Genomic DNA, 24,252 nt, shown 5'->3' on the forward strand with positions numbered 1-24,252 from the left:
AAATAACGAATTATATCCGAGCTTATTTTTATGGTATCCGTATCCGCAGAGCGGAGGTGAACAGAAATGGGTTTTAATGACAGAGGAAACAACTTCCGGGGAAACAATAACAATAACAACAACCGTAGGAATTTCCGGGGCAATGATAACAGAGGACCGAGGGAAATGCACAACGTCATCTGTTCTGACTGCGGAGTGGAGACTCAGGTCCCCTTCAAGCCAACCGAAGGTCGTCCGGTGTACTGCAGGGACTGCCTGCCCAGCCACAGGAAATTCTAAGGCTTCTCAATTTTAAGTGTTTTTACTGGAAACCTTCGGAAAAAGGTTTTCCACTTACACTTATTTATTTTCCTTCTTAATTCTTTGTCTGGTTTTCATTTCCTTTTTCTGTGAACTCTTTTGTTTTATACAATGTCTAAAAATAGAATAAAACTATAAATTATTGTAACCTTATTTATTATATTGAATTTTGCATCATTCAAAACGTGGAACTGGTTTTAAAGTGGGGAACAGGTTCCAAAAAATAAAATTGATTTTTGACATTAGACTGCCTGATAAATATATATTAATTGAACCGTAACCGAGGTATTAACCTGGCTAATTACAGAAGCAATCTGAGAAAGAAAAGAGCAGGATCAACCAAATCAGCAAACTCAGCGGAAATCCCCGAAGCGACAAGGGTCCGAACCCCCCGCAGGGAAAGAAATGAGGTCCTTGCAACGGTATCGAGCTTACTCGGGTCAAAAAGGGTCACGCTGCAATGCATGGACGGGATTGTCCGAATGGGCCGAATTCCCGGTTCAAACAACAAGAAGATGTGGATCCGTGAAGGCGACATCGTAATCGCCACTCCCTGGGAAATCCAGGACACCAAAGCCGACGTAATCTGGAAATACACAAGGCCCCAGATCGAATGGCTCGAAAGAAAAGGCTACCTTAAGTAATTAATAAGGCCTTCAAAAGGGCCTCCAGTGGCTTTCAGTGGCCTTCAATAAGCCTTCAGTGGGCCTGCAAAAAGGTCTGTAAAGCAATAATATTGAGGCTTTCCACTTCTTTTACCCTTTTATGGTACATATCGTTGAATCTCATTATTTGCAAATTTCAATAGATTCTTTGTATCCCGACAGTTCCGGATCAATACAAAGCCGATTATACTGGAAATTGTCCTTAAAATGACTAAAAATTTTTATGAATATTCGGGTGAAGATTTTTCGTGAAGCCTGTCCTTTAAGTTGTCCTGTAAGGTTCCATGTTCCGATTCATTAAGTGGTCGGGCCGTTATTTTTTGCCAATTTCTTTCCATGTACACAGAGCCTCCTGACTGTGAATACTTCATATTTTTCCCCGTCTTCATGGATAATGTTTAAATAGTTTTAAGGGGATTTATCGGTAGCAAAAATAATGAGATATATAATCTGTTATTAAAAACTACATTTTTGTTTTTAAATAATAAATTATATAGAATCTTATTTTTAGGCAAATGATTATCCGCTGAAGCGGAGGTGAAATGAAAATGGGTTTTTATGACAGAGGAAATTCTTATCAGGGGAATAACAACCGCAGGTCTTTTGGAGGAAACGACAGAGCCCCAAGAGAAATGCACAAAGCTACTTGTTCTGACTGTGGGGTTGAGACTGAAGTGCCTTTCAAGCCGGACCCGGACAGACCTGTCTACTGCAGGGACTGCCTTCCAAACCACAGGAAGCCCAGGGATAACCGCTATTAAGTGTTAAATTGTAATTGAGTTTACATCAACACTTAATTAATTTTTTCCATTTGATTTTTTTTTGCTTGTTTTTCGGGTCGAGGTTCGCTGAACTCCGGACAGCAAAAAAAAATTTATCTCTTTCTTTGTATATCGAATCAAGCATTATACACAATAATCGGACGAAAAGAACCAATCAACGAGGAATTAACCTGGCTAATTACAGAAGCAATTTGAGAAAGAAGAGAGCAGGATCAACCAGTTCATCAAATGCACCGGATAATCCGGAAGTAACAAGGGTGCGCACTCCCCGCAGAGACAGAAACGAAGTCCTGGCAACGGTATCGAGTTTACTTGGGTCAAAAAGGGTCACACTTCAGTGCATGGACGGGATTGTCCGCATGGGCCGCATACCAGGCTCCAAAAATAAGAAGATGTGGATCCGCGAAGGTGACATCGTCATCGCTACCCCCTGGGAAATTCAGGACTCCAAAGCCGACGTAATCTGGAAATACACAAGGCCCCAGATCGAATGGCTTGAAAGAAAAGGTTATCTGAAATAATAATTGCAGGGTTCAGATAAAAATATGGTTTTAACCCTTAATTCGGTTATAACCTTCATCCCCTTTTAGCTTCATAACCGCAAAATCCATCTAATTGAGCAAACTGAAGGCCTTTTTAAGCACGATCATAATAAGTGGAAAAACGCTTCATATTTCCAGTTTCTCCATTCTTCAGTTTCTCCATTCTTCAGTTTCTCCATTCTTCAGTTTCTCCATTCTTCAGTTTCTCCATTCTTCAGTTTCTCCATTCTTCAGTTTCTCCATTCTTCAGTTTCTCCATTCTTCAGTTTCTCCCCTATTTCATTTTCCCTGTGCTTCCCCTCTACTTCTCTTCGTTTTCATTTTTTGTGGGATACCTTTATATTGTATTAGCGTCTGGTATCAGCATTAAAAATAATGAGACATATAATCTGTTATTAAAAACTCATTTTTGTTTTTAATATATAAATTATATAATATCTTATTTTTAAGCTATTGACTATCCGCTGAAGCGGAGGTGAAACGAAAATGGCTTTTAATGACAGAAGAGGTAACAGTAACAACTTCAGAGGCAACAACTCCCGCGGAGGAAGCGGAGGTTTCCGTGGCAACACCGGACCAAGGGAAATGACCAAAGTGACCTGTTCGGACTGCGGTGTTGAAACCGAGGTACCGTTCAAGCCAACCGAAGGACGCCCGGTATACTGCAGGGATTGCCTTCCTAACCACAGGAAATTCTAAAGATAATCGGTATTAAGTGTTACATGTAATTGAGTTTACATTAACGCTTAATTCACCTTTCTCTTTTTCTTTTGTTCTCTCTGTTTGTTCTCTCTGTTTGTTCTCTCTGTTTGTTCTCTCTGTTTGTTCTCTCTGTTTGTTCTCTCTGTTTGTTCCTTGCGTTTTTTGATGGTCCAATCTTCCCGGGCTCTGGGAGTGAACCTGCGGCATGATGCGGGCCTGGTATTGCCGATGGTGAAAGGACGGGGGTACATATTGATGAGGGCAGGGCATATTTTCATCAATGCGGGGGTTTGAGGGCAGCATTTGCATGCTGGAGATTTCAAAAAAGTATGTTTTTGTCCGGTTTTCGGGAATTTTATGGGATATATTTATATAATTTGGTTGTGTACTACGCATACTAAAAATAAAGAGACGTATGGTCTGTTATTAAAAACTAATTTCTGTTTTTAATCAAAGGCTTCTATACAATCTTATTTTTAAGCTAATGACTATCCGCTTAAGCGGAGGTGAAAAGAAAATGGCCTTTAACGACAGAAACAACTTCAGAGGAAACAGTCCCAGAGGAGGTTTCGGAGGTCCTAAGGAAATGCACAAAGCAACCTGTTCAGACTGCGGTGCAGAAACCGAAGTGCCTTTCAAGCCGGATCCGGACAGACCTGTTTACTGCAGAGACTGCCTCCCGAACCACAGGAAACCCAGAGAAAACCGCTACTAATTCCTGATTGAGCCAGCAGAGTTGCTAATTGTAACAGTACGCTGTCCTTTTCACTCGTTGCGCTCGCTCAAGCGGACTTCTAATTTTCCATTTTCCCAATTTTTCCCTTTATTTATTTTTTTTGTTTGTTTCTTTGTTTGTTTCTTTGTTTTTCGTCTGTTTCTACGTTTACTTATTTCTGCGTGATTTCATGTTACTCTGTGTGTTATATCGGGGAGTATCTATGATGGTAATTTGAGGATTCGAGTCAATATTTCCTTGAGTTCGGTGTCCTGTCTTTTCTATCTTCCTTATTTTTTGCCTTCCTGCACAGTTACATTCTTTTTTATTCGGAGTTATAACTTTTTATTTTTTCACTTTAATATCTTTTGGCAAGATTTATTTATCATTTAGTAATGTATTCGATCAATTGAAATGTATAAATATGATCATCACTTATTATTATTCTGTTTCCGGTTAATCTGAATTTATCAGAATATGATGGGGGTTGTAGATGTGCTGTTGAAGTATGTGTTGTTGAAGCATGTGCGGTTAGAATGGAGGCAGTGAACATTCTTTGGCCTGATTTTATTTTTACAGTATCGGCTAATTTACTATAATCTTTCATCGGGGTTAATCAAATCTTTACAGGGGAAACAATGTTATTTTTCTAATACAGGGGTGATTTCTTATGGGAAGTTTGGGTAAAACACTTGTTGGTGTAGGTATTTTCTCTTTTGTTCTGCCACTTTTCGGATTCCAGTTCGTTATCGTTGATATCTTTGGTGAGGCATGGCCGCTTGCTTCGGTTGGATTCATTCTTCTTGGCGGGTTCATGATGTTTCAAAGTTCAGCCCGGGAAAAGGAGGCAATTAATAATCTGGTTGCCCTGACGCCAAAGGACTATGCAGGCTGGTGCGACAAAGGGGATTTACTTTTCCAGATCGGAAAAAAAGAAGAGGCAATAAAGGCTTATGACCAGGCTATAAGATTAAAGCCTGACTTTGCCGAAGCCTGGTATAACAAAAGTGCTGCACTTGCTTCCGTCGGGAAGGTCGATGATGCTGTTGAAGCCCGGAACAGGGCCCTGAAGTTAAAACCGGAGCTGAACCGGAATGACGTCTCGCAGTGAACTTTTCTCGCAATGAACTTTTTTGCTGAACCTCTTTAGTTCAGCAAGTTCTTTTTAAATCCTGCACATCTTTTGAGGTTTGGCTGTCCGGGCTGCCGCAGGGCTGTAGGCAAACGAAAATTCATGCTTCCGTCAGGTGAATACGGAATGCTGCTGCCAGCCTGCGGGGCCGCCGGCGGGACTGACAACAGGACAGCCTGCACCAAACTTAATTTTTTCATTTTCTTGCTCCTAAACCGGCAGCCTGCTTCCGGAACCTGGCCGCTAGTCTACCAAAAACATTTTATCCACAGATGCATATTATTTACAGGATACACCCTCGGGACTCTCTTTAGGGAGAAAGCAGCACCCTGCTTTAGAGGTCGTATCCAGGCAAACACATCCGGTGGTTAAAACCAGATGGCCTTCATGTATCTGGAGGTAGTAATCCGAATGCCTACATGCCAAGATTGCAGATTTTATACGCCTGTAGACGAGCTTAAAGGCGAATGTTTCAGCCTCGGCTTTGAAGTACGTGGTAAGACCGATTCCAAGAAGTGCCCGGAAAGGGCCTTCAGGCCAAATAAACCCCGACCGAAAAAAGGTGGAAGTAAAGGAAACGGTATTTAAAGAAACGTGTCAGGAATGAAATTTGAGAAAAGCTAGGTTAAATGAGGTTGAAAAGATAAATATGTGTTAATGCGAAACCTCCAGTTCTGATTACACTCCGGGAAGTTCGAAACTGTTTCTTTCTTTTTTGCTTGCCGGAAAAAAATTATGTTTAAGCTGACTCCCTTTCTTTTTTTATATTTCTGGCTGCTCTTCCGGTGGTATAAGGAAACAGCAAACCAGGAAAAAGTAAAATCTGGAAAAATAGTAGGTTGCTAGCGAATAGTAGTTGCTTTAGCGGGCTTCTGCGGCGGCCTCGGAGACTTCCTGGGCAATCTGGATGAGCCTGAACCAGGTGTTCAGGGCCGAACGCATGGAGACCACGTCTTCAGCTTTTACCGTCAGTACAAGGCTGCTGGCGTCCTCAAGGGACAGCCCGATTACGGACCTTTCGGAGAATGCCTCGTCCAGTTCGGGCAGGACAGCCTGGTAAATTATGCCTGCATTTTGGGCCTCAAAGACAAATTCTGCGGAAAGTTTCAAGGAACTCCTCCTGGTAAAAAGCGGTCCTGGAAATTGGTTCTCAGAAGCTTAAAAGGTCAGGAAACCGATTTTACTGGTCGTACCTTTTGAAGCCTTTGAGGTTAAACCTTAAGAGGGGCTTTCCTTCGGCTACAAAGTCTATAGCCTGGTCTCCCACAACCATCATGGTTGAACCCGGAGGGCATTCCTCTACTTTATCGTAGGCAACTCTTGTAAAGGGGAAGAAATCCGCAAGAGCATTTGCAATCTCTCCCCTGCCGGCAAGCAGAGGTTCCGTTTCAGGGAACCAGTAGGAATCAATCTCCTGGGAGGCTGATTCCGTAAACCTGAGGGAAAAAAGAAGCTGCCCGGCTTTTCCGTAAAAACCGAGTTCTCCGGGGTTTCCGTGGTACTCTCCCACGGCTATGAAAGCTTCTCCCTCTGCGAGGCCCAGAAGCTCCTGCATGCCCATCTTGCCGCGGTTCACATACCTGCTGGCCGTAAACCGGGAAAGCCGCTTGCAGAGCGTCCGGGTCTTTGCAGAAGGTTTGCGAGAAGAAGTAATGAACATACTTCTTACTCGGCCTTGATGCGTTTGATGGTTGTCGGACGCTCTTTTACCAGGATTCTGTGTCCGCAGTACGGGCACCGTATGCCTGTGTACTCGTAGTCGATTTCTACTTTCTGTTTGCATCGAGTGCACTTGTAACCCATACGACCTCACACAACCGTAATAGCTGTCCGTTTATGCCCCGAGGGTGTTCTTCATTGTGCGCAGGAGGGTCTGGCCAACGCTGGTGTAGGGGATGTAGGTCCCGCCGGCGAAGGTGTGGCCGCACTTGCTGCATTTCCAGATTCCTGTCCCGATCCTCTTAACGTTCGGGCGGGCACACTTGGTGCATACGTGTGGTGCACGCATGCGTTCTTCCAGGTCTGCAACGAGCTTTCTGTCCTTTCTGCCGTACCTGGTTCCGAACCTGCCTGCAGATCTGGAAATCCTTCCTTTCTTAGTGAATTTTTTTGCCATCGTTATAAACTCCTTAAGCTATAAACCTTTAAACTGAAGTGATTCCCCAGAACCGGCCAGCCTTGAGGCAAAGCCCCAGAAGCCTGTCTTACTCCGGTTCCTTTCATCACCTGATTACATGCGCTTAGACCGTAATACAGGCATTTAATATTTATATTTAATTAATCCTGCCCGGATTATTCCTTTTTTGCCAGGGCTGCCAGGAAGTTCTCCCGGATTTCAGCTGCCTTCTCAAAGGCCATAGCGATTGCTCCAAGGACTTCTTCCTCAGTGAAAGGAGCAGGGCCCATTTTCTGCATGCCGTTAACCGAGCCGTCCGAACTGGACACCACTGTCAGCTTTGATTCGCAAACAGCTTCCTCGTCCAGGGATGGGTCAACCATCAGTTTTCCACCTATCTTGGCCAGGGTCACACCCACAGGCATTTCCTTCATTGCAAGGGGCACGTCCTCTCCGAGTCCATGCTGCTTGTTCGGGACCATGGTGGTCATGAGGGCTGCAATTGCAGCGAGGCAGGATGCATCAATGATATTTCCTTCATCGTTGAGGACATGGACGTCTATGAAGACGATCCAGACGGATTCCCCTTCCGTTATGCAAAGCTTCTTTATATCAATTGCGCCTGATTCCCGGATTCCCCTGTCAACGACCCGGGCCATTTCGATCCCCTCTTCTCTCGGGGGCCCCGGCTCGAAGCTCGGAGAAGCAATCGGGTTCAGTTCCAGATTTGTAATGATCACGCCTTCGTCCCTGGAATCGGGGAAAGGAGTGCCTGTCTGGAGCTTTATGCCCACAAGGACCTGGGTCTTTCCAAGGGTAACCCTGGCAGAACCTTCGGCCTTGGCAATAACATTTGTCTCGAGCTTTATGTCCCTGAAATCTTCAAACCCGCGCCCATCCAGGCGCTTCCCTTTGATCATGAGGTTGTAAATGTAATCTTTCTTAAGGGTGGGGATAACGTCACTCATTGTTTTCACCTCTGGACTCTACATTGGACGGGTCTTTTACTACCTTCCAGGGGCCTTCGGGCTCTTCCTCTGCTTCGGTTTCTTCTTCCTCTGCTTTGGGCTCTTCCTCTGCTTCGGTTTCTTCTTCGAATTCTTCTTCTTCCTCTGCTTCGGTTTCTTCGAATTCTTCTTCTTCCTCTGCTTCGGTTTCTTCGAATTCTTCTTCTTCCTCTGCTTCGGTTTCTTCTTCGAATTCTTCTTCTTCCTCTGCTTCGGTTTCTTCGAATTCTTCTTCTTCCTCTGCTTCGGCTTCTTCTTCGAATTCTTCTTCTTCCTCTGCTTCGGCTTCTTCTTCGAATTCTTCTTCTTCCTCTGCTTCGGTTTCTTCTTCGAATTCTTCTTCTTCTTCCTCTGCTTCGGTTTCTTCTTCGAATTCTTCTTCTTCCTCAGCTTCGGCTTCTTCATCGAATTCTTCTTCTTCCTCAGCTTCGGTTTCTTCATCGAATTCTTCTTCTTCCTCTGCTTCGGTTTCTTCTTCGAATTCTTCTTCCTCAGCTTCGGTTTCTTCTTCGAATTCTTCTTCCTCAGCTTCGGCTTCTTCTTCAGCTTCCGGAATTACTTCAGTACCCTGGAATTCAGCGAAAGCTTCTTCGGAGTCTTCTTCCTCCTCGACAACTTCTTCAATGGATTTCTCAAGAATTGCTGCCTCAAGGGCGTATTCAGGAGCTGCTTCAGCTTCTGCTTCCTTTGCTTTCTCTTCAGCTCCGGCCTCTCCTGCAGGTTCTTCTTCTGCCGGGGCCGTGAACTTCGTCCTGAGGGCTGCCTGCTGGATTTCAAGGATCTGCTTGCATCCCATCTTTACGAGTTCCATGCCTCTCTTGATTTCTTCCTGGGTGAGGTGCCCGTCCATCTGGAGGAGGGTAATTTCCCCGTCCTGGGTCATGGCTACCGGGAAGTCTGCTTCGCCGTAGTTGTCCTCGTCCTTATTGAGGTCAAGCACTACCTGCCCGTCCACTTTTCCGAAAGCACAGGAGGTGATAAGGCCCTTCATGGGTATTCCAGCATCTGCCAGGGCTATGCTCGAAGCATTAATTGCCGCAGTCCTTGTCCCTGCATCAGCCTGGAGTACTTCCACAAAGATGTCAATAGCGGCTTTAGGGAAAAGCTCGGCCATAATCACGGGTTCGAAAGCTTCCCTTGAGACCTTCGAGATTTCGATGCTCCGCCTGCTTGGGCCGGGGCGGGCGCGGTCTTCTACGGAGAAAGATGCCATATTGTATCTATAACGGATAACTGCGGAATCTGAGCGCTGGGTGCGGCGGGGGTGTGCTTCTCTGGGGCCGTATACGCCCACAAGGATCTTGTTCTTGCCCCATTCAAGATAACAGGAACCATTGGCTCTAGAGAGTACGCCGATTTCTATTTTCATGGGCCTGATTTCATCCACACGCCTCCCATCAAGACGCAGCCCATCCTCAGTAATTAATTTTTCAGGTTTATCGCTCATACTTTAATCTCCAAACAACTTCCTACAACAAAGTTCTCATAACAGAGGGTTTTCCTACAAATCCCTTTCAGTCCTGCAAACCGGACATTACTTCGGGTCTAACAGTGCATCGATTTTCCTATAGGTCTCTTCGGCATGGACTTCTTTTGTTTCGGCCACGTCTTTCTTCTCATTTTTAAAAAATGTACTGGCTTTAGGCTCTTTCTGCCTAATCCGTTCATTTTGCAAAAAATTATAGACCCAATCTGTCAATCCGGAACGCTGGGCTTCGGATTCAATTGCCTGCAGTCCTTTTCTCAAAAGCTCCATATCTTCATCTTTTCCATCGATCCATATCCTGCCGTTCTGGCCAACAAAAATGCTGCAGTTAGTTTCTTTCTTCAGCATCGAGATCATGGAACCGCCGTGTCCTATCACACGGGGGACTTTTACGGGCGCAACTTCAACAATCTGTCCCGTCCTGAGCTTTTGAAGGTTTGACTCTTTCAGGGCAAGTTCGACTTTCATGGAACTGTCCACATCTTTTACCCTGATAATTACTGCGTCGCCTACATCAAGGATTCCAGACATCTCTCGTGATTCGACTCTTCTGGGATATTCGGATACATGGAACAGGCCATCATAAGGAGAAGCAATGTCCATTATCCAGTTGGATGGGGTGACCACAATAACGATCCCTATCACAACGTCATTCGGGGAAGGTATATAGGTCCCGGCAAGAGGGATCACTCCAACCCTCTCCTCTTTGATGTTTTCAATACCGCACAACGAAGAATAGACTTTATCGTTCTTGACATATGTCCCGTATCCGGCTTTTTTCACATTTCCGGACAACAGGTCACCAGGGATCACTATTTTTTTATCCATCCAACATCCTCTTATAAAAGTTTAGTTTGAGCTTCTCCCTTTGTGAGATGATTTAAAAGAGCGTAAAAATCAGTCTGGACTCCTGCCGGAATCCTGACCACTGCAACCCAGGAACCATCTTTCTGCCATTCCTCTTTCGTAATTGTCCCGGCCCTGGAAATGTCCCCATATGCCTTTGGGGCATATTCGGGAGGGATTTTCACAGCAACATCGATTTCTTCAAAGCGTATGGGGATAAGCGGCCTGATGGCTTTCATTGTGATGCTTACCAGCTGATCCACGCTTTTCAAAGGGTCTATATGCACCTTTGCCTCCTCCATCGCCTTTTCTATACGGGCCGGAGGATGCGGGGCCCTTGTCTGGGGGTTTATTGCATTCCTGGAAATGGTATATATAACTTTTCTCTTTTTTTCTTCAAGTATGCGTTTTCTCTGCTCAGCGGTTAATTGGAGCTCTCCGCTTTTCAGGATCACGGCGGCAATCTCATAGGGATCGGTTGTTTCAAAAGCATTAAGAATATCTGATTCTGCTGCCCGGTCCCCTCGGCCTGCATCTTCGAATATGGTCTCGACTGCGAGGATGTCTTCTAAGTTTACTTCCTCTCCTCGCTTGTAAGCCAGAGCTCCTTCAGGCTCGACCAGAACTTCGAAATGTTTGCTGCCTCTTTTGAGCCGTGCACTCACTGCCTCATCCAGGGACACCATTTTCGAATACCTTCCTAAAATTTAAGTTTGAGTATCAGAATATTTTCTGATCCCAGAATATTTTCTGAGTACTCATTCCTGAATGCTATATAGGTTTTATTCTTTGTCCTCTGCACCCTTGTGTTTCTCAAGGATCTGCTGGACATAACTCTCGACTTCTTCGGGCACGAGTTTTCTAAACTGCTTGTCTTCCAGGGACACAACACCCACTTCAAGGGTACCGGCATCGAACTTGCCTTCGGCAGCTTTGTACAGCGCCTCCATTCCGAGAAGGATTGCTGCATCGATGTCCATGTCTTCCTTGTAATTTGCCTCAAAGACTTCCACTACCGCATTCCTGCCGGCTCCGATGGCTGTTGCCTTGTATTCCAGCAGGGCGCCGCTCGGGTCGGTCTCAAAGAGCCTGGGCTTGTGGTCGTCAACACCTGCAATCAGGAGGGCAGTCCCATAGGGGCGCACCCCTCCGTACTGGGTATAGGTCTGTTTGTGGTCGCAGATCTTCTTTGAGATTACCTCTACACCTATGGGTTCGTCATAGGAGACCCGGTTTACCTGTGCTTCTACCCGGGCCCTGTCAACAAGAGAGCGGGCGTCAGCCACCAGGCCCGACGTTGCAGCTCCTATGTGGTCGTCAATCTGGAAAATTTTTTCAATTGACTCGGCTTCCACGAGCCTGCTTGTTATACGCTTGTCGACCAGCAGCACTACCCCATTGGCTGCCTTGATTCCCACGGCTGTTGTTCCCCTTTTGACCGCCTCGCGGGCATATTCTACCTGGAAAAGTCTTCCGTCAGGGCTGAATACCGTAATTGCCCTGTCATAACCCATCTGTGGTGCCATCTGCATATTCCGTATCTCCTTGGATTAATTTCTATAAACGTATACTGCTTCAAGCCTTGCCGGCCCGGAGCCGGACCTGTTTTTCTCTTCAAGGTACTTCAGGTCCGCAGATTCGCCAGGTAACCACTGCCTGCCCAAAAAAGGCTTCGGTCGGTGGTCGTAAAGCCCGTGCGGACATCCCGAAATTTCAGGCCCTTAAAGTCTTTGAAACCCTCATTCTTAGAAGAAAACCGGTTCTGGATTTCTTATAGAGCATTTATTCCTTATTAGAGTTTTTCAAGCCTTAACTTCAGGACTTTCTGCCTTTATCGGCTTTCCGGACGAAACCAGCGGAAAATACCCCCACTACAGGGAATTAGAAGGCACTTCTACCCTGCAAGGTCTTTTTTCCAAGCGAAATCTGGATTCGCGCACTTGAATGACCGTTCAGCATTGCTTGAAGGTCCATTCCAACGTTAACAAAGTCCGTTAATAAAGTGTATTTACTCAGTTATAATGCTTGTGAAAGCACTGAACTTTTCCTGCCCTTAAAGCCAGATTTGCGCCTTTAAGGGAGTTTTGCCTCTTGCAGTTCCCCGCGTTTCGGGGCGAAGGCCGGCCTTAATAATCTCCTTTCTCCGGGTTCCCGCACTTCCAGGGCCGGATATCCCGGAAGAGCTTTATTTTTGTCATCTCCCGGCAAATCTCCCGGCAAATCTCCCCGCAATCAGCTTTATGCAAGCTAAACTTCTGCGACCGGCTTTTTGTCGTCTGGCCTTCTTAATCAGCCTTCTGCAATCAATAATATAATTCCTGTTACTTAATAACCATTCACTATATTATACATTAGACAGCTATCAGTTAAGCAGCTCTGACCATATCTATGATCTGACTATATCTATCATATATATCATATTTAGACAACTAACTCAGTTTGCTTTCAGTCAGGCAGCTCTAACTTATCTCTAACTTGTAAGTATCAGACAGCTAGTTCAGGCTGCTTTCAATCAGGCTGCTAACTTCGGCTACTTTCAATTTAATAGCTTTGCCTTATAACTTCAGGCATCTCTAATGCTTATCCTGCATATACAGTTACCGGCTCATACAGGCATCGGCATATGCGGACATACGGATTTGTCCGTATGCAACCCTGTTCCGGTTTTACCCTTTACGTTCTTATTCTTGAACGTTTTCCGCTTTGGGCTCAAAGGGCTCGTAATTTGCAAGGAATTTTTCCGTGGCCCTTTTAACCGTGCCTGATGACCCAAGCACATGAAGGGTTGCACGTTTCCCGTTTATCCGGGTGAGGGCGGCCATGGCAGCTCTTGTTTCCTTCACTTTTATGTGGGAACAGTGGATGATGCCCTTTCCTTCTTCGAACCCGAGCACTTTTATGTCGCATTCGCTGGCTGTAACATCCCCTAGCAGGGAAGCAGCAGATGCCATAATTTCCCTTACCAGGTCGCTCCGGCTTGCAGGTTCTTCGGAGATAAGCTCAAAGGGCAGGTAGCGCTTTTTTGCGCGGAGCGAAGGCATAAGACGTTTCAAAAGAAGTCCTCCTCTTCAAGCACTTCCACACCTTCCCGGATAATTCCGGGACCGGGGCGGTTCTTTGCCAGGATCCTTTCCGGAACAGTGCTCAGGGCCTCAAGGGCTTCGCTTTCCTCAAGCCCGCAGACTTCGGCCAGGGCAAGCATCTCCCTTGGGGCGCGGAGGTCAAAACAGGACATCGCATCGCTTGTCAGGGCCAGGGATACATCGTATTTCCTGGCGAGGTCCAGGTTTGCCCCCAGGTCCGAAAGCAGGCGGATGCGCCTGGAACCTCTGGAATGGAGCAGGGGCCTCAGGTTCAGCCCTATAGCCACACCGTTTTCTGCTGCAGCTTTTGCCAGCACCTGGTTTAACCCGCTGCTCCTGTCAAAGGACGGGTGGTTCAGGATGTCAACCCGCGGATTTTCAACCGCAGCCCTGTTGACCGCTTCGGAGCCGCCGTGCACTATCAGGACGTCCACATTACTCCGGAATTTCCCTATCATCCCGTGGAGTTTTGAGGGGTTTTCTTCGACCAGCTCGATTCCCCTGAAAACTTCAAAACCATCTGCCTCAGGCAGTAAGGGCCGGGTTTTTGGGAGTTTGTCCGAATGGTTGGTCAGTGCAAAACCGCTGTACCCGAAATGGCGGGCCAGGGAAGCCATCTCCCCTACAGTATTTTCGCCATCAGGAGCTGCATGCACGCAAAAGTCATAAAACTTCGGTTTACCCAAACAATTCCTCCACAATTGCACCGGCTTTCTCCCGGCTCTTCGGATAGGTCTCTATCTTGACCTTTGCGGTGATAGCATCCGAGGAATCGGTCAGTTTCACCTGCTGCAGGTACGCAGCCTGTTTGTCAAAGCGGAGATGGAACAACTGGGCTTCGTCCAGCCTCTCGGGCATTTCTCCCCTGAGCAGTTCCAGGTCTTCGTCCGAAAAGTTTTCCCGGACAAAGCGGGCAAAGCCCAGGCACTCAGCCTTTCTTTTAAGCTGCACGCTCAGGATGGTAATGGGATTTCCGTGGTGCCCTTCAGCCGAAAGCTCTTCTATTCGCTCACGCCCGTCCCGGACCCCGGCACCTAATAAAAAAAAGTCCAGAGCCTCGCGGACTCTGGATGTGTCTTCGGTTGCGTGTGCAATCACACGCAGCATTATGTGGTGAATCACTTGCCTCGACTCTTGTGTACGCGGATGCTCGGCCTGGTCTTTTCAGTACCCTTGCCGCGTGTTGACAGACCTCTACCCTTCCTGCCGGCACTGGTCTTGCCTCTGGAGGCCCTTCCCCTGACGGACGGGTCACAGACCCAGTTCAGGTTCTTGTCGCTCTTGATTACAGGGTGGTGCGGGTCCACAAGGATTACTTCATACCACTTGTGTTTTCCGTCTTCGCCTACCCAGTAGGAGTTCAGGACTTCAAGGTTGGGGTACTTGCGGTCTGCACGGGACTCGGCGATCCTCTGGATGCTCATGCCTCCGGTGATCTTGTTCTTGCCCATCTTCTGGGTCCTTCTCCCGCGTATGTACCTGGACTTCCTGAGCCCTCCGCGGCGCACCCTTACCCTGGCGACTACAATGCCCTGCTTGGCCTTGTATCCGAGTGTGCGTGCCCTGTCAATTCTGGTAGGCCTTTCGATCCTGGTAACAGATCCCTGTTTTCTCCAGACCTGGAGGCGCTCCCAGCGGAGCTCGTTCACATAAGTCTCATCAGGGTTTTTCCATGCGTCACGTACGTATCCGTAAAAAGATTTTGACAATTTTTACACCTGGTTTCACTTCTTGTTTCACGGTTCAGCCCTGGCTACAGGACTACATTCCAACGGGACCCTATCCCGAAAATGAAACAATGCGATAGAACTGAATCATCTGATTTAAAGCTTTGCCCCGCCGAAAATAAATGACCAGAAAACCCTGAGATGAACCATAAAGCCCTGAGATGAACCGTTATTGTAAATCTATTTATATAATTTAGTAATTTAAATCAAACTGTTATATATCAATATATTGCAGCAAATTACATCTCGTTAACAATTGGCACTGTTATTGAATTAATATTTATGCAGGTAATTTTGGTTTCAGCGAGGGTGTGTATGAATAAAAGAATTTTGCTTATGGGAGTAATACTTGTCTTAATAGCAGCCGTCTCAACGGTGCAACCCGTGCTGGCTGAAGAGAGCTCGGGAGATGGAACCGAAGGAGACCTATCCGTATCCGACATGCCGGAACCAATCGTAGATAGTGTAAACTCCCTTTCAGAAATGATAAACTCGGTTCTCGGCCCCATGAAAGACTTTTTGCAGGCAGCAACCGAAATACTGGATTATATAAGTTCCATGCTGGAGTCTTTAGAAAAGGGTCTCGTGTATGTTGATTCGAACACGGGGTTGGTAAACGCAAGTGGGGACCTGGACTTTGCCTTCCAATCAATAAATCAGAGTAAGGAAGCCCTGAACATGAGCAGGGAAATGATAAACCTGGAGATTGAGATTGCAAACTCTACTCTTGAGGATATCAATTCAGATCAGGAATCAATGGGTTTGGACTTTGATAACCTTCAGAACTCTCTGGAAGAAATGAATTCTACCTATGAAAAAATGGAGTCTTTTTTCGACCCGTGATCTTTCAGTCTATCCCGTCCCGTGCCGCTCCCCACTTGAGCCGTTTCGCTTCTTTCAAATTAGGCGCAATCTTCATCCATACCGGAAAAATAAAGTATCAAAAATAACTCCCGAGTAGTGGTCGACCGGAGCATAAGGTATGGATAAAAAAATGGAGCCGAAAAATGAATATCTCCCGCCTGCTTAATGAAATAAAAGCTTCTCCCAGGTATGAAAACCAGGTAGTGCATATCGAAGAGACCCCTGAAAGGGAAGCTTCCTATTCACCTCTGGAACTGAAACCGGAGGTTAACGCTGCCCTTTTTGGGATGGGGATCGAAAAGCTCTATACCCACCAGGCGGAAGCTATCGAAAAGGTTCGGGAGGGAAAGGACATTGTGCTCTGCACGACCACGGCAAGCGGAAAGTCCCTTACGTACCTGATCCCGATTTTTGAAGCGGTCTTAAAAGACCCTGAAGCTACGGCTCTTTACATCTCTCCGCTCAACGCCCTGGTAAACGACCAGCTCAAGACCTTCCTGGAATTTGAGGAAGGGCTTAAGTCAGGGGCAGGCATCGCCCGCTACACCGGAGCCCTTTCCGATGCCCAGAAGAGGAAAATCCGGGATGGACAGACAAACGTGGTCTTCACGAACCCCGAGATGATCCACATGAGCTTCCTGGCCTGGCACCACCTCTGGAAGCGCTTTTTTTCAAACCTGAAATTCATTGTCGTGGACGAGAGCCACTACTACAGGGGCGTTATCGGGAGCAATATGGCAAACCTCCTGCGCAGGCTTTTGCGGGTTGCGGAGTACTATGGGGCTTCTCCGCAGTTTATCTGCTGTTCGGCAACCATCGGGAACCCTAAAGAGCATACGGAAGCCCTGATTGGGAGGGAAGCTGCGGTGATAGACAGGAACGGCTCGGCCCACGGGCCCCAGCAGTTCGTTTTCTGGAACCCGCCCCTGTACCTTAACAAAAGGGGGACAACCCTGAGAAGGAGCAGCTTTTACGAGGCTTCCACCCTCTTTTCAAATTTTGTGCAGGCAGGGCTGCAGACCCTTGCCTTTACGAGAGCGAGGCAGGGAGTGGAGCGGATGTACAAAAGCTGCAGGGAACTTTTGAGGGAAAAGGGGCTTTCCTCTGCCATCTGTTCCTACAGGAGCGGCTACTTCGACCGGGAAAGGGAGGAGATCGAAAAGAAAATGGCTTCCGGAGAATTAAAGGGCGTGATTTCCACAAATGCCCTTGAACTGGGGATTGACATCGGAAGCCTTGACGCCTGCATCCTTGACGGGTACCCGGGCACGGTCATGAGTGCAAGGCAGCAGGCCGGAAGGGCAGGCAGGAGCGGGAACGAAAGCGTGGTGGTCCTGGTCGCAGGCACAAACGCCCTTGACCAGTATTATATGAGGAACCCTGCCGACTTTTTTGAAAGGGGCAGTGAAAACGCTGTGCTAAACCCCAAAAACCCCTACATCCTGGCAGGACACCTGCTCTGTGCGGCAAAAGAAATCCCCCTGCGGGCCCGGGATGAGAAGTACTTCGGAAAAGGTTTTTCCAGGGTTGTGGAACTCCTGGAGGCAGAGGGGCTGCTTGCAGGGGACGACCCGAAGTTTTCCACGGACCCCTTCCCGTACAAACAGGTCTCCCTCAGGGGAATCGACAGCAACACGTATTCCCTCCTGGCTTTTGAAGGGGAAAAAAGCTTTCCGATCGAAAAGGACATCGAAGAGACCCTGGCTTTTCGGGAATGCCACCCCGGGGCCGTTTATATGCACAGGGGCGAGCCCTACTATATAAACAGGATCGACCACGAGAAAAAAGAGATCCATGCAGTAAAGACCCATGACAGTTACCACACAAAGCCCATGATTGACTCTTCCGTGGCCCTGCAGGAGTCCTACGCTGCAAAGGCCCTCATGCACGCCCCGGACGTGGAGGTGGGGCTCGGGGAAGTCGAGGTCACGGACCGGGTGGTCGGGTACAGGAAGGTCCAGACCTACAGCAATGAGACCATGAGCGCCCACGAGCTCGAGATGCCGCCAATCGCCCTTCAGACCGTGGCCCTCTGGTTAAAACTCCCGGCCCGGCTGCAGGAGAGGGTAGAAGAGCATAAGCTTGACTTTGCGGGCGGGATCCATGCCGTGGAACATGCCATGATTTCCATGTACCCCCTCCACCTCCTTGTGGACCGGAGCGACGTGGGCGGCCTTTCTACCCCCTCCCATCCCGACCTGGGTGGAAAAAGCGGGATTTTCGTTTATGATGGGCACAGGGGAGGCGTCGGGTACGCCGAAAAAGGCTACGACCTGATTGAACAGGTCCTGGACGGCACCCTGAAAGCCATCGAGACCTGTCCCTGCGAAAGCGGCTGTCCGAGCTGCATCCAGTCCCCCAAGTGCGGGAACAATAATGAGCCCCTGGACAAGCAGGCTGCAATAATGCTCCTGCATGAGCTCCTGGGAAAAGCCCCTTACGTCCCCCCTCAGAAAAAAGAAAAGCACCTCTCCGAAATTGCCGCCTCCGGACAATCCGTGGCAGTCCGGGACTCAGGCGCTGCCCTTGACAGGGTAAGAAGGCAGCTCAGGCGGGAAGCCGTAAAGCAGGAGCCTGCCAGCGTAAAGGAGCCCAGGGAAAAGACCTTTGTTGCAACCGATGAAAACGGGGCCATGCTCGGAGTAATCTCCGCCCAGGTACCTGAAAAAGCCGCAGCAAAAGCTTTTTACCAGAAGTTCATCGGGAGGATAGAGGCAACACGGGAAAAGCCCGTTGAAATCCGTATCAGGGACCTCGGGGCGGCAAGCGATTCCCACTTCAAGGTCTGGACTGAAGCGGCAGAAAACGGGGCAGCTGAAGAAAGCGGGAACTGCGAGGACGGCAGCGGGAAAAAAGCTGTAAAGAAACTAGTTGTTAAAAGAATACGGTGAGAAACTTCTCAGATGAAACTTCTCAGATTATTGACTGACAATGTACTGACAATGTACTTACAATGCTTTTATCTGTCTACAATGCTTTTATCTGTCTACAATGCTTTTATCTGTCATTCTTTTGTGGTGCGGAACACTTAAACATTTTTTTAATTAAGTAAGTGGGATATGAAGATACGGATGGTGGATATTTAGGGGCATATGCACATGGAATTGGCTGGCTGTGGAATAAAAAATAGTCTTATTATATATAGAAAGTCTAAATATAGCGATGGATAGTCGAACTCTGCATATGTTGTCCTAACTTCTCTTTTATACACTCTACTCGCTCACAATATTGAGTAAGTTCTCCTATAAACTTCCTAAATTATGGAAAAAAAGTGAAAGGTTCTTATAGTATACGGTAGTATATAGTTGATGTAGTGTTACATTAATCGAATAACCGTAGTTAATTGAGTACTGGATTGATTGTGTGGTTGCGTTCAATCCGGTTCACTCAATTCCCAAGTTGAGTAACTGAATTGGTCTTTTGGTTGGGGTCAATTCAGTTCCCTTAATTCCCAGGTTGAGTAACTGAATTGGTCTTTTGGTTGGGGTCAATTCAGTTCCCTTAATTCCCAGGTTGAGTAACTGAATTGGACTTTTTGTTGGGGTCAATTCAGTTCCCTCAATTCCCGATTAATTGAGTAGCTGAATTGGTCTCGTGGTTGCGTTCAATTCAGTTCCCTCAATTCCCGGTTCATTCGGTTGGTTGTGTGGTTTACTATTGATAAAGTAACTGTGGGGTTAGTCATATGAACAGGTTATTTCCGTTTATGATGTTTGTAATGTTGTTTATGGCTTTCATGTTTATGTTTTCCTTCAGGGCCATAAGCCTGTAACTATAAACCTGCAAATCTTCCCGGATGTTTGCCTATTCCGGGTTTTGCCTGTGATAACTGCGTCCTGAATCTCGGGAGCGTGGTTGCATCCGGGCAAACAGGTACGTTTTTTATGTCCAGGGGACCTTTTATACTCAGGGGATGAAAGGAGGGTATAAAAGTAAGTACAGCGTTCTTTATAATGTCTGATATCTTTATATCTGATATTTTTGTAAAGTCTGATGTGCTGAGTTTTCTAAAATTTCTACAAATAATCTGATTAATCTGATTAATCTGAGTTTTCTTACGAATTCTTACGGGGATACAGCCATGGATACGGAAAAGCAGGTTCCAGGGAAGGGGGGAGCCAGGCCCGGATATGACGTTTTGATAATCGGGGCAGGGCCAGCCGGGATGTTTGCGGCATACGAGCTTGCAAAGCAGCCGCTTAATATCCTGATCGTTGATATGGGAAAGGACATCGAGAAACGCCAGTGCCCCATGAAAACCCTGGGATACTGCATACACTGCACCCCCTGCGATATCATGTGCGGGGTCGGGGGCTGCGGGACGTTTTCCGACGGGACCCTGAACCTGCGCCCGGACATCGGCGGAGACCTGGCAGCCCTTACCGGGGACCAGGACAAGGCCTGGGAACTCGTAAACCGGGTGGATAAGGTCTTTTTGAAGTTCGGGGCACCCGAAGGGTCCCTGCTCACCGAAGGCCCGGAAATCGACGAACTGAAACGCAGGGCGGCTTCGGTCGGGGCCCGCTTTATCGAGATCAAGCAGCGGCATATAGGCTCGGACAACGCCCCTGACGTGATCGGGAGATTCAAGAAGGACCTTGTCAAGAAAGGTGTGGACTTTTTGCTGGAAAGCGAGGTCGAAGACCTTATCGTGGAAGAGGGGACCTGCCGGGGCGTTGTGCTTGCCGGCGGGGAGACTCTCCGGGCCTATTACGTGCTCCTGGCACCCGGCAGGAGGGGCTGCGACTGGGTCTCTGAAATTATTGAAAAGCACGGAATCGAGGCCAGTTACGGGGGAATCGATATCGGGGTCAGGGTAGAAGTCCCGGCAATCATCATGGACCCCGTGACCCGGATCAACCGCGACCCCAAGTTCCACATCCAGACCCGGCGCTACGACGACTTTGTCCGGACCTTCTGCACCAACATGCGGGGTTTTGTGGTAAAGGAAGAGTATGAGGGCTTTGTCGCAACAAACGGCCACTCCATGTCCGGAACCTTCTCCGAAAACACCAACTTTGCCTTCATGGTCCGAATCGAACTTACCAAGCCCATGGAAAACACCACAAAATACGCCCGCTCAATCGCCAAACTGGCAACCACGATCGGCGGGGGAAAACCTGTCCTCCAGCGCATGGGCGACCTCAGGCGCGGCCGCCGCTCAACAGAAGAGCGCCTCGCAAGAAACCTCGTGGCCAATACCTTAAAAGACGTTACCCCCGGAGACATCTCCATGGCCCTTCCCCACAGGATAGTCATGGACATCATCGAAGGCCTGGAGATCTTAAACGAGATCATCCCGGGGGTTGCCTCGGACTCGACCCTCCTCTACGCTCCCGAAGTCAAGTTCTACGCCATGCACCTCAAAGTCGGCAGGAACATGGAAACCGGAATCAAGAACCTCTTTGCAGCCGGGGACGGGGCAGGGCTTTCAAGAGACATCGTAAATGCGGCTGCAACCGGCATCATGGCTGCGGAAGGGATAGTGGAGAAGGTTAAAGGGAAAGGGTGAAATCCCTAAGTTCCCACGTACGGAAGCCTTCGTCTTCAAGCTTTTTCCTGCCCCCTATTTTTCTTGCTGCAATCCCCACTTCGATCTGCATGTCCCGGCACCCCGGGATGTATTTTGCTTTTTCGAGTGTGGAGCTGAGAACTTTTCTTGCATCTTTTTCCGAGAGCTCCCTGTCCTTGATTTCCACGAGCAGGACTTTTCCGGTTTCAGGGCCGGGGTAGAGGCCAGTGTTAGAGCCATTTCCTTTTCCCTTCCCTGTTCCGGGGCTGAGCCCCACAAGGTCAATCTCGTTCCCCCGCCTGTCCCACCAGGGGCCTATTTCCGGATATTCGCCTGCAAGTTCGGCGGTGATCAAATCTCTCATCAGGGCTTCGAAAAGGAGACCTGTGTAGCTGCTCCATTCCTGCCGGACTTTATCGAGGAGAAGTCCGTAGTTCCCTGCCATGTACTGGCTGAGCCGGGGATAGATGAAGTACCCGTAAAACCTGAAAAAATTGTCCTTCAGGAAATACCTCCCCTTCTTGCTCCTGCCCGGCTTTTCAGGCACCGGGATCCGGTATTCCAGGACGCCCAGCAGGTCTATCAGGTCGTAAAAATAATTTCCCAGGGAATTTGGCGAGACGTGGGTCAGGTCGGAAATTTCACTCTGGGAAGCCTTCCCCCTGGCAACGGCTGAGATGATCTCATAGTAGGTGGCATGTTCCTTTCCGAACTCCTCGATAAGGACATCCCGGACTTCATCCCTTAGCGGCGCAAAGTCGCTGAAGATGAGCTTTTCAAGGGCATCCTCAAAACTCCTGCACCCGTATTTTTCAAAGAGCCTGTAGTAGTAAACCGTGCCCCCGAACAGGAAGTAGAGCTTGAGCTTTTCCTCACTGTCCCTGACCCCCAGGTCTTCGAGCATTGCAAAGACCTCACGGACCCCGAAAGGCTTCAGGGTCAGGATATTGTCCGCCCGTTTGAAAAGCGGGGCTTTGTCCTCGATGAAGATCTTTTTTATCATGCCCACGGAGGAGCCCGAAACAACAAGGAAGAGCCGGGACTTTTCCGGCTTCAGGTCCCAGTACCTCTGGAGCTGTGAAATAAAAGAAGGATAGATTTTCTGAAACCGCTGGAACTCGTCAATGGCAACTACCAGGTCCCCTTCGTAAGAGGTCAGGAATTCCAGAAAAGCCTCAGGTTCATCCACCTTAATATAGTCGGGGAGGCCAAGCCCGGACTTCAGGACCTGCCCGAACTCTTCCATCAAAAGCCCTATGCTCTTGTTGCTGTCCACGAAAAAGTAGAGGGCATTTCCTTCCTTTCCGGCTTTTTCGTTCTTTTCGTCCTTTTCGTCCTTTTCGTTCTTGCCGGCTTTTCCTTCATTTTCTGCCTGTCTGCCTTTTCCTTCCTTGCCGCCCTTTCCTGCCTGCTCCGTGAACTGTTTCATGAACTGGCGGATAAGTTCGGTTTTTCCGACCCTGCGTTTGCCGGTTATGACCAGGAAAGAGGGGCGGGACCCGTAGAGGAGGTCCATTAGTTCGAGTTCTTTTTCCCGGGAGTAGAAATTCATAATACTTATGAATATAATGATTATAAATATAAGTATTTTTGCGGGCGGACATATTGGAATTTTTATTTATACAGGAATATTTCGTAAAAATTTTAAGGAATAATGGGTTACAATGTAAAGATATATTGACAGCATTGCCGGGTTTTTTGCAATCTGGAAAAAAGAGGACGGTAGAAAATGAAAAAGTTCATTGTGATGATTTTATTTCTCGTCATTTTAACGGCGGGTTGTACAGAACAGGATAATGCCCCGGAGGAGGACGCCGTCAGCGCCCCGGAAATTTCTGAAACAAAAGATTCTGCAGAAAACGCCTCTGCAGCTAACGGGGAGCAAATTGAAATTAATCCGGCGTTAGGTGCTCCAGGTGCTGAGGCGGATTTCACGGAAGCTGAAGTTTTAAAATCAGAAGATGAGGGAGTTGAGAACTCTGACGCTGAGATTTCTGGCACCGAGGGCCTGGAAGCCTTCTCAACAAAAACCACTGTAAAATTAAACGGGGATATCGGGCAAAAAATAGGCAGTTCGTACCTGGGCATTAATGAAGGGCAAGTCTACCACTTCTTCCCTGAACAAATACTGGGAGACCCCAGATACACAACAATTAAAGTTGAAGACGGGCTCCATGTCCTGCACCCGGATGGGTTGTTTTTCCTGGAAAATGATACTGCCACCATTTATTCAAATACTATAGTAGAAGAGGCCGCGTTTCCCTGCGAGTGGAATCCGCCGATACAAAAACCGAATCCAACCGGAGGTCTGTATAATTTTTATTTCCCGTATATGACGGCGAATTTTACAGAGTCGGAGTACTGGATTGAAGATAATAGAATCTATGCCCCGAAAAAAGGCCACATCTTCCTCTACAGGAACGGTGAAACGGTCTATATAAAAAACGGGACTGGACTAGAAGATAATGGATGCTACTTCACTTTAGCAACAGAAAATGTGATCTCTGACCAGGTAGTGTTTGACAGATATGTTATTTTGAAAAATGTCAGCCTCGTAAGGCATGAAGGCAAAACAAATTTGCCTGCACTGTTTGAGAACTGATTTCTTTTGAAAAACGGCATTATTATTTTTTAATTCTCGTTTGAAATTTTTTTCTGGATGGGTCTGGTTGGATTTTAACTCCTGAAAGGGCAAAATCAGTAAAGATTTTAAGGTTTAAACGGGTTTACAATATGAATATATATTGTCTGATATGATGAAAAACCGGAAGAC

26 protein-coding genes are annotated in these 24,252 nt (G+C 47.6%); 11 read left to right on the forward strand and 15 right to left on the reverse strand.

The features are described from left to right. Positions 1–66 precede the first annotated feature (66 nt). From FTO70_RS12460 to FTO70_RS12490, 7 genes are all read left to right on the forward strand, one after another. On the forward strand, positions 67–279 hold the full coding sequence (locus tag FTO70_RS12460) for a CxxC-x17-CxxC domain-containing protein (protein ID WP_255336080.1): 213 nt from the start codon (positions 67–69) through the stop codon (positions 277–279). 335 nt (positions 280–614) lie between these two features. Beyond that, on the forward strand, positions 615–944 hold the full coding sequence (gene eif1A, locus FTO70_RS12465; protein WP_255336133.1) for a translation initiation factor eIF-1A: 330 nt from the start codon (positions 615–617) through the stop codon (positions 942–944). Between the two features lie 569 nt (positions 945–1,513). Beyond that, a complete protein-coding gene (locus tag FTO70_RS12470) occupies positions 1,514–1,726 on the forward strand; it encodes a CxxC-x17-CxxC domain-containing protein (RefSeq protein WP_255336081.1) in 213 nt (70 codons plus the stop codon). 212 nt (positions 1,727–1,938) lie between these two features. Beyond that, a complete protein-coding gene (gene eif1A / locus FTO70_RS12475; RefSeq protein ID WP_255336082.1) occupies positions 1,939–2,268 on the forward strand; it encodes a translation initiation factor eIF-1A in 330 nt (109 codons plus the stop codon). Between the two features lie 507 nt (positions 2,269–2,775). Next, on the forward strand, positions 2,776–2,988 hold the full coding sequence (locus tag FTO70_RS12480; protein WP_255336083.1) for a CxxC-x17-CxxC domain-containing protein: 213 nt from the start codon (positions 2,776–2,778) through the stop codon (positions 2,986–2,988). Positions 2,989–3,508: 520 nt separating this feature from the next. Continuing rightward, positions 3,509–3,706 (forward strand): CxxC-x17-CxxC domain-containing protein, encoded by a 198-nt coding sequence (locus tag FTO70_RS12485; RefSeq protein ID WP_255336084.1) that lies wholly within the window; start codon positions 3,509–3,511, stop codon positions 3,704–3,706. A gap of 670 nt (positions 3,707–4,376) precedes the next feature. Continuing rightward, a complete protein-coding gene (locus FTO70_RS12490) occupies positions 4,377–4,817 on the forward strand; it encodes a tetratricopeptide repeat protein (protein ID WP_255336085.1) in 441 nt (146 codons plus the stop codon). Between the two features lie 882 nt (positions 4,818–5,699). On the opposite strand, the gene FTO70_RS12495 is transcribed toward FTO70_RS12490, so the two are convergent. The 14 genes from FTO70_RS12495 to FTO70_RS12560 all read right to left on the reverse strand — a co-directional run bounded on the left by FTO70_RS12495 (position 5,700) and on the right by FTO70_RS12560 (position 15,085). Then, a complete protein-coding gene (locus FTO70_RS12495) occupies positions 5,700–5,948 on the reverse strand; it encodes a KEOPS complex subunit Pcc1 (protein ID WP_255336086.1) in 249 nt (82 codons plus the stop codon). Positions 5,949–6,018: 70 nt separating this feature from the next. Beyond that, the gene (locus tag FTO70_RS12500) at positions 6,019–6,498 is read right to left on the reverse strand and encodes an rRNA maturation protein (protein WP_255336087.1); all 480 of its coding nucleotides are present in this window, start codon (positions 6,496–6,498) and stop codon (positions 6,019–6,021) included. Positions 6,499–6,503: 5 nt separating this feature from the next. Continuing rightward, the gene (locus FTO70_RS12505) at positions 6,504–6,641 is read right to left on the reverse strand and encodes a DNA-directed RNA polymerase subunit P (RefSeq protein WP_011021777.1); all 138 of its coding nucleotides are present in this window, start codon (positions 6,639–6,641) and stop codon (positions 6,504–6,506) included. A 31-nt stretch (positions 6,642–6,672) separates the two neighbouring features. Further along, entirely contained in the window at positions 6,673–6,954 is a 282-nt protein-coding gene (locus FTO70_RS12510) for a 50S ribosomal protein L37ae (RefSeq protein ID WP_255336089.1), read from the reverse strand. 176 nt (positions 6,955–7,130) lie between these two features. Then, the gene (gene rrp42 / locus FTO70_RS12515; protein ID WP_255336090.1) at positions 7,131–7,931 is read right to left on the reverse strand and encodes an exosome complex protein Rrp42; all 801 of its coding nucleotides are present in this window, start codon (positions 7,929–7,931) and stop codon (positions 7,131–7,133) included. Then, positions 7,915–9,408, reverse strand: a complete 1,494-nt coding sequence (rrp41, locus tag FTO70_RS12520; RefSeq protein ID WP_255336091.1) for an exosome complex exonuclease Rrp41 — start codon at positions 9,406–9,408, stop codon at positions 7,915–7,917. Before rrp41 ends, rrp42 begins: the two co-directional genes overlap by 17 nt. Positions 9,409–9,495: 87 nt before the next feature. Beyond that, a complete protein-coding gene (rrp4, locus tag FTO70_RS12525; RefSeq protein ID WP_255336092.1) occupies positions 9,496–10,275 on the reverse strand; it encodes an exosome complex RNA-binding protein Rrp4 in 780 nt (259 codons plus the stop codon). 11 nt (positions 10,276–10,286) lie between these two features. Then, on the reverse strand, positions 10,287–10,979 hold the full coding sequence (locus FTO70_RS12530; RefSeq protein WP_255336093.1) for a ribosome assembly factor SBDS: 693 nt from the start codon (positions 10,977–10,979) through the stop codon (positions 10,287–10,289). Between the two features lie 96 nt (positions 10,980–11,075). Further along, complete coding sequence (gene psmA, locus FTO70_RS12535) at positions 11,076–11,825, reverse strand: archaeal proteasome endopeptidase complex subunit alpha (RefSeq protein WP_255336094.1); 750 nt, start codon at positions 11,823–11,825, stop codon at positions 11,076–11,078. Positions 11,826–12,366: 541 nt separating this feature from the next. Continuing rightward, positions 12,367–12,513: a hypothetical protein gene (locus FTO70_RS12540; RefSeq protein ID WP_255336095.1), complete on the reverse strand. Its 147-nt coding sequence runs from the start codon at positions 12,511–12,513 to the stop codon at positions 12,367–12,369. Positions 12,514–12,974: 461 nt separating this feature from the next. Continuing rightward, positions 12,975–13,346: an Rpp14/Pop5 family protein gene (locus tag FTO70_RS12545; RefSeq protein ID WP_255336096.1), complete on the reverse strand. Its 372-nt coding sequence runs from the start codon at positions 13,344–13,346 to the stop codon at positions 12,975–12,977. Continuing rightward, positions 13,343–14,062 (reverse strand): ribonuclease P protein component 3, encoded by a 720-nt coding sequence (gene rnp3 / locus FTO70_RS12550; protein ID WP_255336097.1) that lies wholly within the window; start codon positions 14,060–14,062, stop codon positions 13,343–13,345. The genes FTO70_RS12545 and rnp3 overlap by 4 nt, the downstream gene beginning before the upstream one ends. Continuing rightward, entirely contained in the window at positions 14,055–14,498 is a 444-nt protein-coding gene (locus tag FTO70_RS12555) for an RNA-binding protein (protein ID WP_255336098.1), read from the reverse strand. The genes rnp3 and FTO70_RS12555 overlap by 8 nt, the downstream gene beginning before the upstream one ends. Next, positions 14,495–15,085 (reverse strand): 50S ribosomal protein L15e, encoded by a 591-nt coding sequence (locus FTO70_RS12560; RefSeq protein ID WP_255336099.1) that lies wholly within the window; start codon positions 15,083–15,085, stop codon positions 14,495–14,497. Before FTO70_RS12560 ends, FTO70_RS12555 begins: the two co-directional genes overlap by 4 nt. 333 nt (positions 15,086–15,418) lie before the next feature. Between FTO70_RS12560 and FTO70_RS12565 the strand changes: the two genes are divergently transcribed. The 3 genes from FTO70_RS12565 (at position 15,419) to FTO70_RS12575 (ending at position 21,479) form a co-directional block, all read left to right on the forward strand. Further along, positions 15,419–15,946: a hypothetical protein gene (locus tag FTO70_RS12565; RefSeq protein ID WP_255336100.1), complete on the forward strand. Its 528-nt coding sequence runs from the start codon at positions 15,419–15,421 to the stop codon at positions 15,944–15,946. 164 nt (positions 15,947–16,110) lie between these two features. Next, the gene (locus tag FTO70_RS12570; protein WP_255336101.1) at positions 16,111–18,858 is read left to right on the forward strand and encodes a DEAD/DEAH box helicase; all 2,748 of its coding nucleotides are present in this window, start codon (positions 16,111–16,113) and stop codon (positions 18,856–18,858) included. 1,190 nt (positions 18,859–20,048) lie between these two features. Next, positions 20,049–21,479, forward strand: a complete 1,431-nt coding sequence (locus FTO70_RS12575; protein WP_255336102.1) for an NAD(P)/FAD-dependent oxidoreductase — start codon at positions 20,049–20,051, stop codon at positions 21,477–21,479. Here the strand turns inward: FTO70_RS12575 and FTO70_RS12580 are convergent. Continuing rightward, positions 21,463–23,031 (reverse strand): ATP-binding protein, encoded by a 1,569-nt coding sequence (locus tag FTO70_RS12580; RefSeq protein WP_255336103.1) that lies wholly within the window; start codon positions 23,029–23,031, stop codon positions 21,463–21,465. The genes FTO70_RS12575 and FTO70_RS12580 overlap by 17 nt on opposite strands. A 177-nt stretch (positions 23,032–23,208) precedes the next feature. Between FTO70_RS12580 and FTO70_RS12585 the strand changes: the two genes are divergently transcribed. Continuing rightward, positions 23,209–24,081, forward strand: coding sequence for a hypothetical protein (locus tag FTO70_RS12585; RefSeq protein WP_255336104.1), 873 nt, complete (start codon positions 23,209–23,211; stop codon positions 24,079–24,081). Positions 24,082–24,252: the final 171 nt, after the last annotated feature.

The sequence above is a fragment of the Methanosarcina sp. KYL-1 genome (assembly GCF_024372725.1).
Lineage (GTDB): Archaea > Halobacteriota > Methanosarcinia > Methanosarcinales > Methanosarcinaceae > Methanosarcina.